The sequence below is a fragment of the Novipirellula caenicola genome, from assembly GCF_039545035.1.
GTDB lineage: Bacteria > Planctomycetota > Planctomycetia > Pirellulales > Pirellulaceae > Novipirellula > Novipirellula caenicola.
On the sequence record NZ_BAABRO010000004.1, the window covers coordinates 212,247 to 230,713 of the forward strand.

Annotated in this window: 7 protein-coding genes; 3 read left to right on the plus strand and 4 right to left on the minus strand. The window is 55.6% G+C overall.

The window, feature by feature from the left end; genetic code table 11:
* Positions 1–94: 94 nt before the first annotated feature.
* The 4 genes from ABEA92_RS10535 to ABEA92_RS10550 form a co-directional block, all read right to left on the minus strand.
* Positions 95–6,526, minus strand: a complete 6,432-nt coding sequence (locus ABEA92_RS10535; RefSeq protein ID WP_345683786.1) for an SDR family NAD(P)-dependent oxidoreductase — start codon at positions 6,524–6,526, stop codon at positions 95–97.
* Positions 6,523–11,217, minus strand: coding sequence for a MupA/Atu3671 family FMN-dependent luciferase-like monooxygenase (locus ABEA92_RS10540; protein ID WP_345683787.1), 4,695 nt, complete (start codon positions 11,215–11,217; stop codon positions 6,523–6,525). The genes ABEA92_RS10535 and ABEA92_RS10540 overlap by 4 nt, the downstream gene beginning before the upstream one ends.
* A gap of 329 nt (positions 11,218–11,546) precedes the next feature.
* Complete coding sequence (locus ABEA92_RS10545; RefSeq protein ID WP_345683788.1) at positions 11,547–12,575, minus strand: ferrochelatase; 1,029 nt, start codon at positions 12,573–12,575, stop codon at positions 11,547–11,549.
* A 503-nt stretch (positions 12,576–13,078) separates the two neighbouring features.
* A complete protein-coding gene (locus tag ABEA92_RS10550; RefSeq protein ID WP_345683789.1) occupies positions 13,079–14,632 on the minus strand; it encodes a C25 family cysteine peptidase in 1,554 nt (517 codons plus the stop codon).
* A gap of 119 nt (positions 14,633–14,751) precedes the next feature.
* On the opposite strand from ABEA92_RS10550, the gene pdxA reads away from it, so the two are divergent.
* From pdxA to ABEA92_RS10565, 3 genes are all read left to right on the plus strand, one after another.
* Positions 14,752–15,711 carry a 4-hydroxythreonine-4-phosphate dehydrogenase PdxA gene (gene pdxA, locus ABEA92_RS10555; protein ID WP_345683790.1) on the plus strand — a complete coding sequence of 320 codons (960 nt, stop codon included), beginning with the start codon at positions 14,752–14,754 and terminating at the stop codon, positions 15,709–15,711.
* 53 nt (positions 15,712–15,764) lie between these two features.
* Entirely contained in the window at positions 15,765–17,429 is a 1,665-nt protein-coding gene (locus tag ABEA92_RS10560) for a DUF6798 domain-containing protein (RefSeq protein WP_345683791.1), read from the plus strand.
* Between the two features lie 198 nt (positions 17,430–17,627).
* Positions 17,628–18,194, plus strand: a complete 567-nt coding sequence (locus ABEA92_RS10565; RefSeq protein ID WP_345683792.1) for a hypothetical protein — start codon at positions 17,628–17,630, stop codon at positions 18,192–18,194.
* The last annotated feature ends 273 nt before the right edge of the window (positions 18,195–18,467 follow it).

Consider the following 18,467-nt stretch of genomic DNA (forward strand, 5'->3'; position numbering starts at 1 on the left):
TACAATCCCAGATGGTGGACACGACCATCCGAACCGATGGAAACCTTTATCGATGTATTGGCGAGCGTCGCTACTGTGCCTTTAGCAGTTCATGTTAAGCTTGGTGCTGCAAGGTTTCTGATGGCAGCGGTACTGCGGTCGCGGCGATACGCTCATTCGCTTGGTCAAGACAGCGTTTAAATTTGGCAGCCAAGTTTCGGACATGCGGTTCGAGCATCATGGAATCGTGATCGCCGCTGACCTCATAAACTTCGATCTTGCCTTGAATATGCGGTCCCCAGTGATTCAGTGGGTCTCGGAATTGTCGATCATGAGTCAACAATCGACCGCCCCATAATCGATGGGCGACTTCCAGTGGCGGTCGGAACAGACAGACGTCACCGGCATACGGTTGGGTCGTGTATCGTTCGTTTGCCTTCAAAAACGCATCGCCCACAAGTGCAGACCGGAATTGCGCATCATTGGGATTGTTTTGCAATGCCAAACGCTCTTCTTCTTGCCGCAACAAACTCTCTTGCCACTGCGAACGTTGTTGAGCATGGTACGAGAAGTAACCCCAACGATGTCGCCGGATCAAATCGAGATGGATTTTCAGTTTGTCCATCCTTGTTAGCGAGGGACGTTCCACCGCCGGCGTGTCGAGTAGACCCAAAAACGCGACCTGTTCGCCCGCCGCGACCAACTGCTGAGCCATCTCATAGGCCGAGACGCCTCCTCCGGAAAACCCACTCAAAAAGTAGGGGCCGGTGGGTTGCACTTGACGAAGCTCGTTGAGGTAATCACGCGCCATCTCAGCGAACGATTCATGAGGCGCATCGTCGCCGATCAATCCTTTGGACTGAATCCCATAAACGCGTTGATCATCGCCCAACCGATTCGCCAAATAGCGAAGGTTCAGCACGTTGCCGAACATACCTGCGACGACAAACAGCGGCGGCTTGACCGCATTGGCCGGCAGATGCAGTGGGACAAGAAAGCGGAACGAGATTGGTTGACACGTATTGGCTTGGGAAACTTCCGAATTCCCGCTGGCTTGATCAATCATCGTAGCGAGCGTGGTGATCGTCGGCGCCTCGAACAAACTGCTTAGTGGCAACTCGACCCCATGCAATTTGCGAATCTTGCTGAACAACCGCACGGCCAACAACGAGTGTCCCCCGAGATCAAAGAAGTTGTCATCGCGACCAATTTGATCAATCCCCAATAGGTCCGCCCACAGGCTTGCCAGCGATTTTTCGGTGCGTGTCTGCGGCGGCGTGTACCCTGTCTCGAGCGTAGGCCGTGAAAATTTGATGGCGGATTCTGGCGAGGACACGCCCAAATCATTGATTCGATGCCGAAGCTCTTCCAAATCGATTGGCGACACCGCTACTTGCGATACGTCGCTGTTTTCTAGCAGCCATTGGCAAACCAGTTGGCCTTCCTCGGGGCGAATTCCTAACCGGTATGATTCGTCGAAAATCGCCTCCGAATCACTCAGCGCAGTTTGTGTGGGGGTCACGGTCGCGGCCGAACCAGCGTTTCCGAACTCAACGGTATCCACCGGACGCATCTGTAACCGTTCGATTTCGACGATCACGTTGTCGTTTGGATCGGTCACACGAATGTCGAGTGAAATGACGTCGGATTTCGTCAACGACGATTCTGATAATGTGATGTAGCTGCGAACCGTTTCGGGAAGCTTCCCATACACCTTGGCTGCGGCGTAGCCAATCGGGACATAGAGACCGGATTCAGCGTGATAGTCACTCGACAGCGGCAATCCGAATCCCGTCGCCATATCCAACAACGCGGGATGAAGCGGATGCGTTGCTAAATCGTCATGAAATTCACTGGGAATCGATAGCGACGCATGGGCTTGTCCATCCGTGTAACGCAAGCAGTCGTAACAATCCCATCGCGGGCCAAAGCGAAGCATCTGGGCTTGCCGCGTGATCAGTGACGACGGCGAATTTCGTGGGTTGGCCGCTTGGTCACAGCAACAACATGACGACGAGGGGGTCAGCGATTCGGATTTCGGCGAAACGGTGTCGCCGATATTCCACTGGCCCATCGCGTTTAAATCCCACTGGCTTTGCGTGAGGCAGCGGCTTTCGATGGCAAACGAGTTTGGTGAACCGGAGGTGTCCATCCGGACTCGAATCTCGACTGCGGCATCATCATCGACGACGCAGGGACTCAAGAAATTCATGTTGCGGACGTGTACCGAATTGGAACCCGAGATCTCACGCGCCGCCGCAACGACCAATTCCAAATACGCTGTGCCTGGCAACACCGCTTTCCCATTAGCGGTCCGATGTTCATCGAGTTCCCAGTGCTGGGCTGCAGATCGCCTCGTATTGAAAACGGTTTGCCCGCTGGTTTCATCAACTCGCCGAGTGTCAAACAAAGGATGATTCGCAGACGTCGCCGCGGCGGCGCTGGAATCTTCGCTGGGGTGATCACCACCACCGTGCATCCGGTCGAATGCCGCTGCGCCCATTCCGACGTCACGCCACACACCCCAATTGATCGAGACAATGCGGGGTGCCGTTGATTCGGCGGACTTGGCTTCGGCGAACGCATTCAAGAATTCGTTGGCGCCGACGTAAGCGGATTGGCCTGCCGGGCCGAGATACGTGCTGGTCGATGAACACAGCACCAGAAAATCCAGCGACTCATGATCCAAAAACGGTTCGAGCAACTGCGTACCGTGGACCTTGGCCGCCATCGCATTTTGGATCGAATCCACTGTGGCGGTGGCGATCAAGTCATCATCCAACTCGCCTGCGGTGTGAAAGATGCCCGAGATTTTTGGAAACTGTTTCTTGACGTCGGTCAACACGGTTTGCATCTCAGCCGGATGAGCAACGTCGGCGGTCACCACCATGACTTTGGAACCGAACGACTCGAGTTGCTGGACAAATCGTTGTCGCGACTCGTGTCGGCTCCCTTGCGAACGTCCGTTTGCATTCGGTGACGACAGCGATGTCCGAGACAGCAGCACCAAATTTGCTTGGTATTTCGAGGCAAGCAGCGTCGCCAAACTGCGCCCCATGCCGCCAAATCCGCCCGTGATCAAATACGTGCCCCCCTTCCGCAGCAAGAGATTTGGCGAAGGATGATCAAGCCGGACCGGTTCAAGTGTCTTTTCAAACACCTTGCCGCCGCGGATCGCACGCACTTCGCCAAACGATGGCATCGCCGATTCGCGAATCAATAATTCCGCGATCGCCGATCGCTGTTGCTCCGATCCCGGCAGCGGAATGTCGATCGCCACCGTTTGCAAATGGGTGTATTCACGTGGGGCAACGCGAATCGGGCCGATCGCAGTCGCTTTCTCGGGATACTCAATGGCGTCCCCATCGACCGATTGCATGCCGTTGGCAACCATCACGAGCGAGCACGGGGCGTCCACGATGATGTCTGCCATCGCTTGAATCGTCAGCGTCAATCCAATGATCCCCTCTTCCTGGATTCGCATGGCAAACGTTGATCCCGGACGGCAACTCGAATCCTTAGTGATCGGCCATAGGTAGACGATCCGATCGGGAACAAAATCGTTTTGAGAAAGCTCGGCAGCAAGTTGAACGTATTGGTCGCGTCCAAGTTCGGGAACAATCACAAATTCCGATTGCGACACCGAATGAAAGATGTCTCCGCGGCGAACAACGGCAACCGTGTCACCACGGTCTCGCAGTTGGTTCACCATCGCTTGGCCGATGCCCGCATCGTCGATAAAGATCAACCATGACTTAGCCGAAGAACTTGCTTCAGCCTGGGGTAAAGCGGTACGTTCACGCCACTTCGGTTGGTAAAACCATTGACGAAAATCTTCGTTCTTCTGCAGCGGTTTTCGCACACGCTTGTTAGATGGAACCGATTCGTCGCTCGCATCGATCCAATAACGATCTTGTTGAAAAGCATAAGTCGGCAGACTGACTCGTCTGCGAGTCTCTGCTGCCCATTGGCTTTTCAAATCGATTGGCAAACCCGCAGCCCACAACCGAGCGTACGTCGACCGAAAAAACGTGGTATCATCGATCACTTCATCAGCGTGTCGCAGCGACGACAACACCGTCCGCTTGGGTGCGATCGAAGGGTGCTGTTTCGCTAGCGCACTCAGAATCTTTCCAGGCCCCACTTCGACAAACACGCTCGACGCATCACTGGCAACCGTTTCGAGACACTTGGAAAACTGAACGGTATGCCGCAGTTGTTCGCACCAATAATCGGCCGAGACCGCTTCGGCGTCGGTAATCCACGTGCCCGTTCGATTCGAAACAAACGGAATCTTAGCTGGGCTGAGCCGAACAGTTTCTAGAAACGCACGAAACTCGGGCAGCACCGGATCAAGCAGTCGTGAATGTGCGGCGATGCGAATGGGAATCCGCTTGCTTTCCACATCGAGCGTTTTGATTCGTTCCGCGAACTCGGCGATGGCACAATCGGTCCCCGACACCACGCACATCGACGGCCCATTTTCAACGGCCAAATCAAGCGACTCGCCCATTAGTTCCGTGACCTCGGATGCAGGCAACGCCACCGTCATCATGCCTCCGGCGGGGACACGTTGCAGCAGTTGGCCACGCAGCACCACCCATCGTAACGCGTCCTCGAAATCGATCACTCCGGCAAGACAGGCCGCGGTGTTTTCGCCCATGCTGTGACCGATTAGCGCCGTCGGATTCACGCCGTAAGAGATCCACAACTGTGCAGTCGCGATCTCCCAAAGAAAGATGGCGGGCAATTGGATGCCCGGCTGTTCGAGCTGCCGTTTTTTGTCGGTATCGGCAACGTCGCTGTCAAAGATCAGCTGCCGCAGGTCGACGCCGATCAACGGGGCGAGCGTATCGCAACCGCGGTCGATCCATTGCCGGAAAACCGGTTCATGATCGTACAACCCGCGGCCCATTTGCAGGTACTGGGCACCGCCACCAGGAAACATGAAGGTGTACGAATTCTGCTTTGTATCGGCATGGCTTGTGAAAACATGCCGCGTGTCGCGGGTACGCAGTGTCTCGATTGCCTGTTGACGATCTCGACTAACGAAAACGCGTCGATGTTCAAACGCTTCGCGTCCGACGCACAGCGTGTAGGCGACATCCGCGAGATCGAGATCAGGGTTTTGCTCGAGATGATCGGCAAGTCGGTCGCATTGTTCATCGAGCGAACGAGGGTTGCGAGCCGAGAGCGTCATGATTTGTTCGGGACGCTCGGGCGGAGTCGTTTGGATCGCCGGCGGAGCTTGCTCGAGGATCACGTTCGCATTGGTCCCGCCGACACCAAGCGAATTGACCATCGCACGACGCGGCGAATCGAGGGCATCCCAAGACGCTCGAGTTTGCGAGACACGAAACGGGCTGTTGGTGAAATCGATGGCCGTATTGGCGGATTCAAAGTCAACGCTCGGCGGAATCTCGCCATGATAAATCGCCATCGCCGCGGCAATAAAACTGGCCACCCCCGAAGCGGTATCGAGATGCCCGATGTTGGGTTTGACCGAACTGATCGCACAAAATCCACGGCGCTCGGTGGTTTCACGAAATGCGGCCGACAGCGCGGCGATTTCAATCGGATCCCCAATCGGAGTCCCGGTACCGTGAGCCGCGACATAGCCGATTGATTCTGCATCGACTTCGGCAATCGCCAACGCTTCGGACGCCGCAGCGGATTGTTGATCGACACTCGGTGCAAGATAGCCAGCTTTGTTCGCGCCGTCATTGTTGATTGCTGAACCGCGGATCACGGCATAGATGCGATCGCCATCGTCGACCGCGTCCTCGAGTCGCCGCAGCACCACCGCGGCGGCACCGCTGCCAAACACGGTGCCCATCGCATTCTGGTCAAACGCTCGGCAATGACCATCGGGTGACAACACTTCTCCGCTGCGATAGTGATACCCCACACGATGTGGCAGTTCGATCGTCGAACCACCCGCAATCGCCAATTCGCATTCACCCGCCAACAAACTTTGCACAGCGCTGTGGATGGCCACCAACGAAGTCGAGCAAGCCGTTTGAATATTGACACTCGGTCCGGTCAAATTCAAACAATATGAAACGCGGGTCGTCAAGAAATCTTTGTCGTTGCCGGTATGACGAAGCAAGAACATGCCGACGGAATCTCGAATCGCCGAGTTCCGCAGCAAATTGAACATGAAATAGCTGTTCATGCCGCAACCGGCGAACACGCCAATCGATCCATCGAATCGGCTAGGCGGATGCGTACTGTCCTCGAGTGCTTCCCAACAACACTGCAAAAATTTGCGATGTTGAGGATCCATGATCGCCGCTTCTTTCGGAGAAAACCCAAAGAATTCGGCATCAAAGCGATCCATATCCTCAAGCGGCGCCCCCGAGCGAACGTAGTGGGGATCGTCCAAGTCACTCGGTGGAACACCAGCTTGCCGCAACTCATCCGCACTGTAGTCGCGAATCGAGCGAACTCCGTCTCGCAGATTCTTCCAAAAGCTTGGAGCCGAGTTTGCGTCGGGAAAACGCAGACCGATGCCGACGACGGCGATCGCATTTTCGGGAAGCGTCATGTGGATCGCTCCCCGCGCCGCTTGCTAAGCAGTGCTTTGCGACGTGACGCTCGTGATTGTCCGGCCGAAACACGCGACATTGGCGGCGAATCGTCGCTCGGTCGCGTGGTCATGGCATCAATGTGCCGCGACAACGTGCGGATCGTGGGAAAACGAAACAGGTCGGTGATCACGATCGACGCACTCATTTGGTCTTTGACCATCCGGTGGGCCCGGACGGCCAGCAGCGAATGGCCGCCAAGATCAAAGAAATTGTCATCCAGTTGGATCGAATCAAGTTGCAACGTTTCACACCAAATCGTTTCAAGTTTCTGCTGTGTCGCGTCCAGGTTCACTGCCTCGGTCAATTTTCGTGCTGACGAAGGCACTTCGTCGCGAATGGACCGGGGCAGCGACTTGCGATCGATTTTACCATTGGGCGTGAGCGGAAACTCGTCCAAACAAACCCAGCGTGATGGGATCATGTGGGACGGCAGCGTTTTACGAAGCGAGTCTCGCAGCGTCGTTTTTATTTCTTCACTTGGCACCGCCGAATTGACGCTGCTATCGCGAAGCACCACGTAGGCCACCAATTCGACGGCCGGCGTCGCATCTGGATCCGCAATCACAACGCTTTGACGAACAAGGGGATTCGAATCGATTGCGTTTTCGATTTCGCCCAATTCGATCCGGTGGCCGCGGATTTTCAGCTGGAAATCGGATCGACCGAGGAATTCAATCTCACCTTCGGCGTTCCAGCGGGCGAGGTCACCGGTGTTGTACATTCGACCGCCATCGACGTCCGAAAAAGGATCGGGCCGGAAACGCTCGGCCGTCAGTTCGTCTTGCCGCAAATACCCCGCCGCAACACCGTCTCCGCCAATCCAAAGATTCCCGGCAACGCCATCGGGCAGCGGCTGCAAAAATTCATCCAGAATGTAGATCCAGGTATTCGCAATCGGCTTGCCGATCGAACCGGCAAACTTGGCGTCCCGGTCAATCACTTTGCTGGTCGACCAGACGGTGGTTTCGGTGGGTCCATAGACGTTCACCAACCGCGCCGACGCAGTTTCTGTGAAGATTTGGTCGGCAAGCTGAGCGGGCAGTGCTTCGCCGCCAAGCATCAAATGGGGAATCGAAGTGATTGCAATACGCGAATCATCGTCTTCGAACAACATTTGGGCCATCGACGGAGTGCATTGAAAATGCGTGACACCATGCTGACGAACCAAATCGAGCATCGATTCGGTTGCGACCGAGGGTGACGCAATTTCGCTTTGCGCACGTCGCCGCAGCGTGTCGAGGTCCTTTAGATGGTCGTAAGCCACATCCGCAGCGACTCCGAAATCGATCAAGCAAGCAATCTCGGTGACGCCCGCGTCGCTTAACTGCCGGACCAAGTCGAGACATTTCTCTGGGGTTCCAAACAGACCACTGGACTGAAAATATCGCTCAAACGAAAACGCCAATAAGTCGTCCATCTCCGCATCGCTGATCTTATCGAGATCCAATTCGGCAACCGTCGTCCCATCGGTTCGTTTTTTGAACGCGGCCCAGGTATGCGAGAATCCTTTTAGCAAACTTGCCGACGTTCGCAGGTATTCGATCAACGGTTTTCGAACGAGTTCGCGGACTTCGTCGTTCGAATCGCCGACAAATGTATGCACCATCACCGTGACTTCGCCGGGTCCCGCGTGGCCGGCCTTGGCTCGCGCGTCACGATACGCATCAATTCGCGAGGCCAATTCTTCGGTCGATTGCCCCAGCAGATGTGTCAGAATGTTGGCACCAATTGAACCTGCCATCCGGAACGTGGCTTCGTTACCGGCGGTGGTGACCCAAACCGGCAACTCGTTCTGCAACGGCCGCGGGTACGTTTGAATCGCGACTTTGTTGCCATCATGTCCATCAAACTCCACCGTCTCGCCACGCCACAACCGACGCACCACGTCGATGTTTTCCAACATGACGGCTTTGGCGTTGGCATAGTTTTCCGGAGCAAAAATGAAGTCGTTGGGCTGCCATCCCGAAGCAAACGAAATACCAACGCGTCCCTTCGAGATCTGATCCACGACCGACCATTCTTCGGCCACGCGAGCCGGATGATGCAGTGGCAACACAACGCTGCCCGAACGAATTTGGATGCGGTTCGTGATGGCGGCGACCGCCGCGCTGGTCACGGAGGGGTTGGGATACAATCCACCAAAATCATGAAAATGACGTTCGGGAGTCCAAACCGATGAAAAATCGTGCTCGTCCGCAAAACGAGCCCCTTCTAATAACAGTTGATAGGGCGACTCGCTCTGGTTCGCACTGCTGGAAAAATAAAACAAACCAAAGTCAATCGGTTTTGTGTTGCTGTGCAGCTTGGCCGTTGAAGCCAGACGCGAGGGCGTATCATGCAAGACAACCTTGAACCCGCGCGACAACGTCCACAACAATTCCAACACCGAGATGTCAAACGACAAACTCGTGACGGCAAGCCAAGTGCCCGGAGGATCGTGCGGAATCAATTCATCCATGGCAGCGAAAAAATTGATCACGTTCTGGTGCGTGACCATCACCCCTTTGGGCCGACCGGTTGAACCCGAGGTGTAGATAACGTACGCGAGCTCCGAAGACCTGCTTGCGGAGTCCGGTGTTGTTGGGTTTTCGATTTCTCCTTGCGACGCGGCGACGTCCCCAATGTCAATCGTTTCGGTTTGACCTTGGGGAACACGGACACGGCTGAGACGATCGACCAGGATGCAGCGTAACCCCGCATCTTCAATCATCAATGCAATACGACGCGGGGGAAATTCGAGGTCGAGTGGCACGTAGGCGGCACCGGTCTTCATCACCGCAATCATCGCCGCCACCATGCCGAGGCTTCGCGTGGTGGCGATCCCCACAAGATCCCCCTCACCAATCCGCTTGGACTGAAAGATCGCGGCAAGCCGATCGACTTCCGCGGCAAGCTGCTGATAGGTCCACTGCTGCGTTCCATCGACCAGCGCGATTGCCAGGGGCGTTCGGCGTGCCTGCGACTGAATCGCTCGATCGATCGTTTCGCGATGATCATAGTCACGCGTCGTGCGGTTCCGCTCGAGCAAAATTTGCTGTGTTTCGAGCTTGCTCAGTAGCGAGAGGTTTCGAACCGGCTGAGAGTTCTCGGGTTCGCATCCCGCGATAAAAAGTGGCAAACGAGACAGCAGTTGTCCCCTTCGATCGTCGAGCTGCTGTGGGCGATAGCGAAGCACAGCGGAGGAGCCATCGGACGTCACCCACAACGAGAGTGGCGAATTGCAGCGTGAAGTTTGGGCGAGCGAATCGACGACATGCACGCTGGCCGTATCGTCTAATGGAGTATCGAGGATTGCGGGATATCGCAGTGGCAAATCGACCGCATAAAAACCGTGTCGCTGAATCAATCCGCGTTCCGTTCGGATGTTCTCTCGATGACTTGCAAACGATTCATACGGATTCATCTCGATTTTCAGCGGTCGATGCGCCGCAAACACCTCTGCGGCAACCGGCGACGAATCGTCATACGCGACGTCAAAATTTTTGTTGCCGCTGACACGACTTAAAAACAAAGCGAACGCAGCAATGATGTCGTCGATCTCCCACCCCTCAGGGACCGAAATCGGCAGTTTTGTTTCCGCGGTTGATTCATGATCGGTTTGACTCGCGTCTCGCAACATGCCTAACGGTCGCACGTTGGCCAGTCGTTCGATCCAAAATGATTGGTGCTTGGCGGCGGACGCAGCGGCACCGTTGATGGCATTTTGCTGAGACTCGGTTAACGCATCAAGCAACTCGCCTGCAACAAACGCATCCGCCACACGCTTGTCATTGGACCCCGCCTCGTCCAATCGGCTGAGGTTTCCAAGCCGAAGGTTCGTCGTTTGGGTTGCCACGACGATTGCATCCGATTCCACCGCGACGATGGTTCCCGGCGTGGCCATCGATGACTCGTTCAACACCTCGGCTGTGCGTGTTATCCACCATTGGTCGCGATAGCGGATTTTCGGTAGCGCGAGCGGGTTCTCGAAGCGATCACCAAAGTCCAAGGCGCGTACGACGGCGGCGCAAGCGATCGCCGAAGCCGAGGTGTCGATCCAGCCTTCGCAGGGGAATCGTTGGTCTCGTGAAAAATAACTTCGCTGCTGCAAATTTTGCGGAGTGGGACAGAACGATCGATCCAATATCTGATCGATCAATGTGTCAAACGAATTGGTGGCCGCTTCGAAGCATTTCGTGTTCAGCGTAAGCGACGTTTCATCCTTGGCGATCTCGATCGGAACTTGCAGAACGATGTCGCCGGTGTCGGGTTGATCGGTCAACACGTGCCAAGTGATTCCGTGTCGTGGTTCGTTCGCCGCGATGGCCCACGCGGTGGAATTCAGCCCGGCATAACTCGGCAGATAGGAATCATGAAAGTTAATGGCCATTCGTTTGGCCAAAGCAATCACGTCACGAGGGATCATCTGCAGGTAGGTGATGCTGAGCAGAAAATCGAACGGCGCCGCTTCGACCGCAGCATCGGCCAGGGCGTGGGAATTTGATCGAGGATCCACACACGCGATCCGCTGATCGCGAGCCCATTGCAACACATCAGGGTGGGATGACGCGACCGCCGCAATCTGGAATCCACGTGCCAAAAGCGTTTCGGCACACTGGACGACAAGAAACCGATCTCCCAATAGAAAAGCCGAGTGCGGTTGGGTCATATGAATCAATGATGCAAGCGTAACTCTGGAGGCAAACGTATCCCCCCATTAGCATACTAGAGTTTTCTTCTCTAATAGAAGCCTTGCAACGACTTCGCCCAAATTTATCCGGTTTGGACGCAATTTCGGCAGTTAGAATGCAATTGCAGCCGGATATCTCGGACATCGATCCTTCGCGGTTCGCCGAGTTAGGTGTGATAGGTTTTCTGGAAGCGAAACCTATAGGTGAATTTCAACTGCCCCGTCGCGAAACCCAAGGTGTTTTTCGCGACATCCAACCATTTGATCGCTTGGACAGCCCAGTCCATCGTGTGCTATGACGGTTCGAATTAAGGGCGGCGCTGTGGTGTGTACAAACAGCAATCCGCCGGACACACATCGTGCCACGGCCCCAGGTCGCCGAGGGCGCGTCGCATCGGATCGTCGGACAACCTTTCCTGAACGAGCTCGCGAATCATGCTGACAAACTTTGGCGACACTCCGGCCGTGGCCGCGCGTGCCATCTTGATCCCACGTGACTTGCAAAGTTCCGCAGCTTCTTCGTCCAAATCAAACAGCACCTCCATATGATCGCTTACAAACCCGATCGGCATCACGACCAACGAACCCAGTGGCGATGAATCGTCAAGTTCCGTGATCGCATCACACACGTCGGGTTCGAGCCAAGGTTGCTGGGGTGGACCACTGCGGCTTTGGTAGACCAATTTCCACTGGTCGGCACCAGCCATCTCGGCCACCAAACAGCACGCCTCGTTCAACTGGCGTTCATAGTCACAATGATCGGACATCGAATACGGGATACTGTGAGCCGTAAACAACACTTGAGTTGTCATGAGGTCGGCATCAATCGATTGGGCGGCTGCACGCAGATTTTCGGCCAACGTTTCGATGAACAGCGGATGGTTGAATCCCATTCGCACTTTTTCGACCGCCGGCGCACCTTCGCCGACCGCTTGCTGTGCCGCGATGATGTTTTCACGATACTGCCGACAACCGCTGTAGGAACTAAACATGCTAGTAAAGAAAGCGAGCGAGCGTTTGCAGCCGTCGTCTCGCATCTGCCGCAGCGTGTGCTCAAAATACGGAGCCCAATTGCGATTGCCCCAATAGACCGGCAAGTCAATTCCACTCTCTTCGAATTCGGCCTTGATTGCCGCAAGCAGCTGACGGTTCTGTTCGTTGATCGGACTGACGCCGCCGAAATGTTGATAGTGCTCGACGACTTCCATCATCCGTTCCCGCGGCACATTCTTACCACGCAAGACATTCTCTAAAAAAGGAATGACGTCGTCGGGGCCTTCGGGACCACCAAAGGAAACGAGCAAGAACGAGTCATACGGTGGCATTGTGTCAGACATACAGCAGCGAGGCTTCGAGAGGGAGCAAGTCTTCGAGTGGAGCAACAGGCGATCAAACGAATCGGGCGATCATCGCTCCTGAACTTTAGAAGATTGGCAAGCATGTGTCGATAACGCAGCCACCCCATCATTCCCCCTCCCAGCTTGCGTCGGGAGGGTCGGAAAACGAGCCTTCAGCGAGTTTTCCGGCGAGGGGTGGCTACTTCTTTCTTGCACCATCTACCCAACCGTACTGCGTCCCCACCCAAAGCCCGCCGGCGCCAACATTTGACTTTGCCAAAGAAGAGCGGATTCCCAATTCACCCTCCCAGCTTGCGTCGGGAGGGTCGGAAAAGAGCCTTCAGCGAGTTTTCCGGGGAGGGTGGCTACTTCTTTCTTGCACCATCTACCCAACCGTACTGCGTCCCCACCCCGAAGCCCGCCGGCGCCGACTCGGACCTCCCACAGATAAGGGTGAATCACAATTTCCCCTCTGCAAACCAAAGCCGCCCGGGCAAGCCAACTTATTGTTTTGCGGGCTGGCGAACGATGGTCGACGCCGACGCCGTGGCCCAGGTCTGCTCACCTGCAACCAAACAACGCACCGTCAACGGGCCGCTAACGTCCGTCGGCAGCACAAACACGCACTGATGCGTTTGATTGGCGGTGACCGGCTGCGTCAGCGAAGCGATCGAGGTTTCGTTTGGATCGTCGTCGCCCGAAGCGGATCCCAACGGTCGATCGAGCGTCATGGTCAATTCCCCATCGATCGAACAAGTCGACTCGATCGTGATCGTTTCACCGGGGTTGTAGCCCGGAGCGACTTTGATATCGACCGGTTCCGGCGGATGCAAACGCAGCGTCGGATCGCCGAGCAAATTGTACAACCGAACATGCTCGCGACGTTCATCCACCAAGTCGGTTCCCGCAGGGCTAATCAATGCCGCAAGCGAATCGATCATCATTTGTGTCGCCGATCGATCGTTGGATGTTTCTCGCTGCATTTGCACCAGGGTTCTCAGCCACGCGTCCCCCAGCCGAGCTTCTTTCTGGTGATAGACGCCATCGATCAATCCCAGCGCGGCCGTCGCGTTGCCGTACGGCATCGTCACGCGAGTCCCTGCAATCACCGCAATCGGACCTCCGTCGGCCAGCAACATTCGTTCGGCAAAACAATCCTCAGGGGCGTCGATCGCTCCGGTGTAACATGCCAACAACAATGCAATGGGTGAAGCCGCACCACCACAGTTCAATTGCCCGACGCTATCGCAATCGAGTACCGGTTGCCCTTCCGCGTTGGATGGAACTCGGTCGAGATGAGTGACTTGGCCATGACCTGCGTACACCCAAAACCGAGCGCCGCGGTTGTAGTTTTCGATCACCGCTTCGGTAAACGATTTGGCTTTCGGAAAGAATCGATGATCGGGGCTGGCGTAAGCCACGGTGGTGCGAGTTTCCGCGGGCAGGACTCCCGTCAGGATCGTTCGCGTGACCGATTCGATTGCGGTGTCAATCATCCCACCAAAGCCGCCGATGCCACCGACCAATTGCAGATTGCCTCGCCATAGCCCAAAGTCCGAATTCTGTTCATAGCGGATGATCCGCTGGACAAGCGATTTCAATTCCGATTCCGCTTTGACTGGAAATCGGCCCACGACCGCTTCGGGAACCCCGTCGCCATCAAAATCGCCAAATGGCATGTCGCTTGATAACGTCGCGGTCGAGCCGTATTTGGCGGTCACCGTGGTCGCGCAGTAGGTGGTCGGAATTTCAAGCAGCGGATTGCAAGTGGTTCCAATTGACGGGGCATCCCCCACCAACAATACATACCGAGTCGACGGATCGGCCGAAGCCTGTATCGCCGCCTGCAACGACTTGGCATCGGGTTGATTTTCAACGATCGACACACTCAATCCGTCGCGTTGGCGATGATCGATCCAATCACGCAATTGACCGCGATAGGTGGGGGGACAGACCGCCAAAATATCGGCCGCCATCAACACCGGTCGTTCTGCGAATCCACTTCCGAGGGCCAGCAGCAAGGCGGAAAGTGAAAAAAAGGCTTTTCGAGAGAACATACCGGCCATTTTAGAAAGGGATAGAGATCAGCTAAGCTGCGTTCCTGGTCGTACGGCTCAATTGTAAAGTGCGACAGCCGTCCTTATCTCAACGAATCCAAGTTTTTTACGCTAGATCAATGTCCGACGACGTCACGACGCCTCGCAAAAAAATCGCCATTACCGTCGGAGACGTTGCCGGAATTGGCCCCGAAATCGCCTTAAAATGCGTTTCATCAACCGAAATCACTGCTATCTGTACCCCCATCCTGTTTGGGCCCAAGGCGGTGCTAGAGCGAGCCGCCAACCAATTTGATTTGCCGATGCCCTCGGTGGTGGACCTGCCGCTTGCTAATCTTGACGCCCTGGTCCCGGGGCAATTCAGTGCCGATACCGGACGCGCGTCGTTTGAAGCGGTGTGTGCCGCGATCGATGCGACGCGAGACCAGCAAACCGCGGCGATCGTCACCGGCCCGATCCAAAAGGAAGCTTGGCACGACGCCGGAATCGAGTTTCCGGGACACACCGAATTGCTGGCGGCACGAACCGGCACCCATGATTTTTCGATGATGTTGACCAGTGAAGCGATCTCGTGTGTGCTAGCCACCATCCATATCCCGCTGGCCGACGTGCCCACGTCGTTAACGAGTCAAGGGATACTTCGCGCGATCCGAATGGGGGCCGACGCACTGCAGCGACGATTGAAACGCCCGCCGCGGATTGCGGTGTGCGGGTTGAATCCGCACGCCGGCGAGAACGGATTGTTCAGCCACGGCGAAGAATCGCAGATCATTGAACCGGCGATCAATCAAGCTCGCCAAGAAGGACACGAGGTGATCGGCCCCTTGCCCCCGGATACCGCATTCACGCCGGCAATGCGAAACAAGATCGATGTCTACGTCTGCATGTATCACGATCAAGGCTTGATACCGCTGAAGGCGCTCGCATTTGATGATGCCGTCAACGTTACACTGGGGCTTCCCATCGTGCGGACGAGCGTCGACCACGGCACCGCCATGAACTTGGCTTGGAAAGGGATTGCGAATCATACCAGCATGATGTCGGCGATCCGCATGGCGGCCGATCTTTGTAGCGGCTAGAAAGAGCAAGGGATATCGAGTTTGTGGCACCTGATTTTGAGGTAGCGGATTTAATGCCAGACGATGACGAGTCGGCAAGTGAGACAATTGCGACTGCGGAACCATTGACCGAAGGTCCTCGGGCAAGCTGGTGGCCGGCAGTCGAAGTGATCGCGGTGGTCGCGTTGTTTTTCATCTACGCCGCCGATGCACCGCCGATGGTGAACGAAGCTCACTATTTGGTGAAGGCCAAGAATTTCTGGCAACCCGATTGGTGTGCAAACGATTTGTTTACGGCATCGGGCAAGGCGCACACGACCTTCTATTTTGCCTTTGGTTGGCCGACGCTCTTTGTGTCACTTGAAGCCACCGCGTGGATCGGCCGCTTCGTCGGTTGGACCTTGATCGCCATCGGGCTGTATCGATTGACCACCGCACTGATTCCGCTGCAATTTGCCACGCTGGGGGTGGCAGTCGCGTGGATCGCGGCAATCGAGTACGGAAACCTCGCAGGCGAATGGGTGATTGGCGGGATCGAAGCCAAGGTGCCCGCGTACGGATTCGTCCTGGCAGCGCTCGCAGAATTGGTGTACCGACGCTGGAACCGTGTTTGGATCCTGCTGGGAATCGCCTCGGCATTTCACGTGCTCTCGGGCGGATGGTCCGTTGTTGCAGCCGCCATCGCGTGGCTGTTCTGCGAACGGCTGCGCGCTCGAGAAGATCGCAAGGCGTTTTTTACCCCCGCACTATTTCTTGGGGGCGCGATCGCATTGATCGGAGTGCTACCGGCATTGTGGTTGACGATGGATGGCGGGGCCGTGGACTCGGTGCGAGTCGCCCGGATCTATACCTTCTATCGATTGCCACATCATTTGTTGCCATCGAATTTTCAGTTTCATTGGTATGTGCGGCACGCGGTATTGCTGATCGCCGCCATCACACTTGCCTGGATCACGCGTCGGCCCATTCATGCTGAAACCCGTGACCACGAAGGCTGGAATCGTTTCCGCGCGTTTGCGATCGGTGCAATTTTGATTGCCGTGTTCGGATTGTTCCTAGGCGGGCTGAAAGCGTACGCCCCCGATCTGGCGGCCAAATTGCTGCGGTATTACTGGTTCCGGCTATCCGATGCCGTGGTCGCTTTGTGGTTTGCCCTTCTGTTGTTGCGTTGTGTCGCTCTGCGTCGCGAATCAAAAGCGATCTGGATCTCGGGGGTCGCAGGACTGGCGGTTTGTTTGGTTTTGGTGGGAATCAGCAGTTTCGAACGAATGAGATTGGCAGTCCCACCTTCGGCCAGCAATGCGACGTTGGGCTGGGACGTCAACGCCTCGCCCGCCAAACAACAGCAAGTGTTTGAGGATTGGCTAAAGGTATGCGATTGGGTTCGCTTGGCCACCGATCGTGATGAAGTGTTTTTGACGCCGCGTCATCAGCAAAGCTTTAAATGGTACGCCGAACGAGCGGAGGTGGTGAATTGGAAGGACGTGCCTCAGGATTCGAAAAGCTTGGATCAGTGGTACACGCGTTTTCGCGAGATCTATCCGGAGCGGCTCAGTACGATTCGCGTCACGATCCACTATCAATCGTTGCTCGACTACCGCAAGAAGTATGGTGTGAACTACATCATCGTCGATCGACGGATCACAGGCCAACACATGCCGTTGGTCCGCGTCTATCCGCTCGCAGAGCACGAGAACAAAACTTACGCGGTCTACGAGTTGCCGTACGCGATGCCATGATCGCGGCATCCCTCGACGTCGCAATATTGACGAGAAAATGCATTTCTTCGGGTGGCGATCCGATTAAACTGGTCGGTTTGGCATCGCAACATCATTTTGCCAAATAACCCGCGAAATCCGCGAAAACACGCTAATTTTGACATTATCGTTTTTGTATCCACAACATCGTTTCGACACCCAGCTAAATGAGGCCTCTCAGTGAATCGGATGATCACATGCGTGCTGCTTTGCATGATCACAGCCCCGTTATTGGCGGAAGATTGGAATCCCAATGACGATACGTTTGATCCCAATCTTCAATCGGTTGTGATCGGCGACCGATCGTGGATCGGTGATCCATCACCGTTCGTCCACTCGGAATCGTCTCGAACCGGTTACACGTACGTGAACGCGACCGATTACGAAGGCATGGATCCGGCGTTGCAGGTCTCGCTGATGGTGCCGCTGCAGCCGGGCGAAACAGTACCGGCCGCAGGCGGGATGTTGATGATGACCCCAAACCAAGCGAAGGCGTTGGTGAAAGCCATCGAAGGAAAAATTGCCGAAGGATCCACAGACAAACAGCAACGCGTTCCGATCGCAACTTCGATCCAAGGCCCCGACTGGGGACTAAAGTCGAAGTCGCAGGCAGAAACAAAATTCATTGAACTCGAGAACAAAACCAAGGACAAAGTGGACACCTATCGCTTCTCGATCAACGCGTCGAAGCTGCTAGGAGCGATCAAGCACTCGCTCAAAAAACTTGAATTTCCTTCAGAGCAATAGTCTATTGACTGCCTCACTGCAGCAATGAGGCGGCTCCATGCTGTGATGTTTGCGTCGGTTCGGTCGCGGTAACCGCAATTGCAACCGGCGCCCTTCTTTTCAAAAGCGAGCGGCAGTTAAGGCGACCGACGACTCGCTAGAGACGCCACCTGCCTTGGGATCGGCTCGAGCGAATCGCCAGCGTCCAATCCGCGATTACGAAAAACCGAAGCGAATGGCACTTTTGTGCTTGTTTTGGCAAAAACGTTAAGGTACCCCTCCTTTCTCGGGGAT

Coding starts and splice junctions, on each gene's coding strand:
- ABEA92_RS10535 (WP_345683786.1), bottom strand. CDS start 6,526: ATGACGCTTCCCGAAAATGCGATCGCCGTCGTCGGCATCGGTCTGCGT.
- ABEA92_RS10540 (WP_345683787.1), bottom strand. CDS start 11,217: ATGACCCAACCGCACTCGGCTTTTCTATTGGGAGATCGGTTTCTTGTC.
- ABEA92_RS10545 (WP_345683788.1), bottom strand. CDS start 12,575: ATGTCTGACACAATGCCACCGTATGACTCGTTCTTGCTCGTTTCCTTT.
- ABEA92_RS10550 (WP_345683789.1), bottom strand. CDS start 14,632: ATGTTCTCTCGAAAAGCCTTTTTTTCACTTTCCGCCTTGCTGCTGGCC.
- pdxA (WP_345683790.1), top strand. CDS start 14,752: ATGTCCGACGACGTCACGACGCCTCGCAAAAAAATCGCCATTACCGTC.
- ABEA92_RS10560 (WP_345683791.1), top strand. CDS start 15,765: ATGCCAGACGATGACGAGTCGGCAAGTGAGACAATTGCGACTGCGGAA.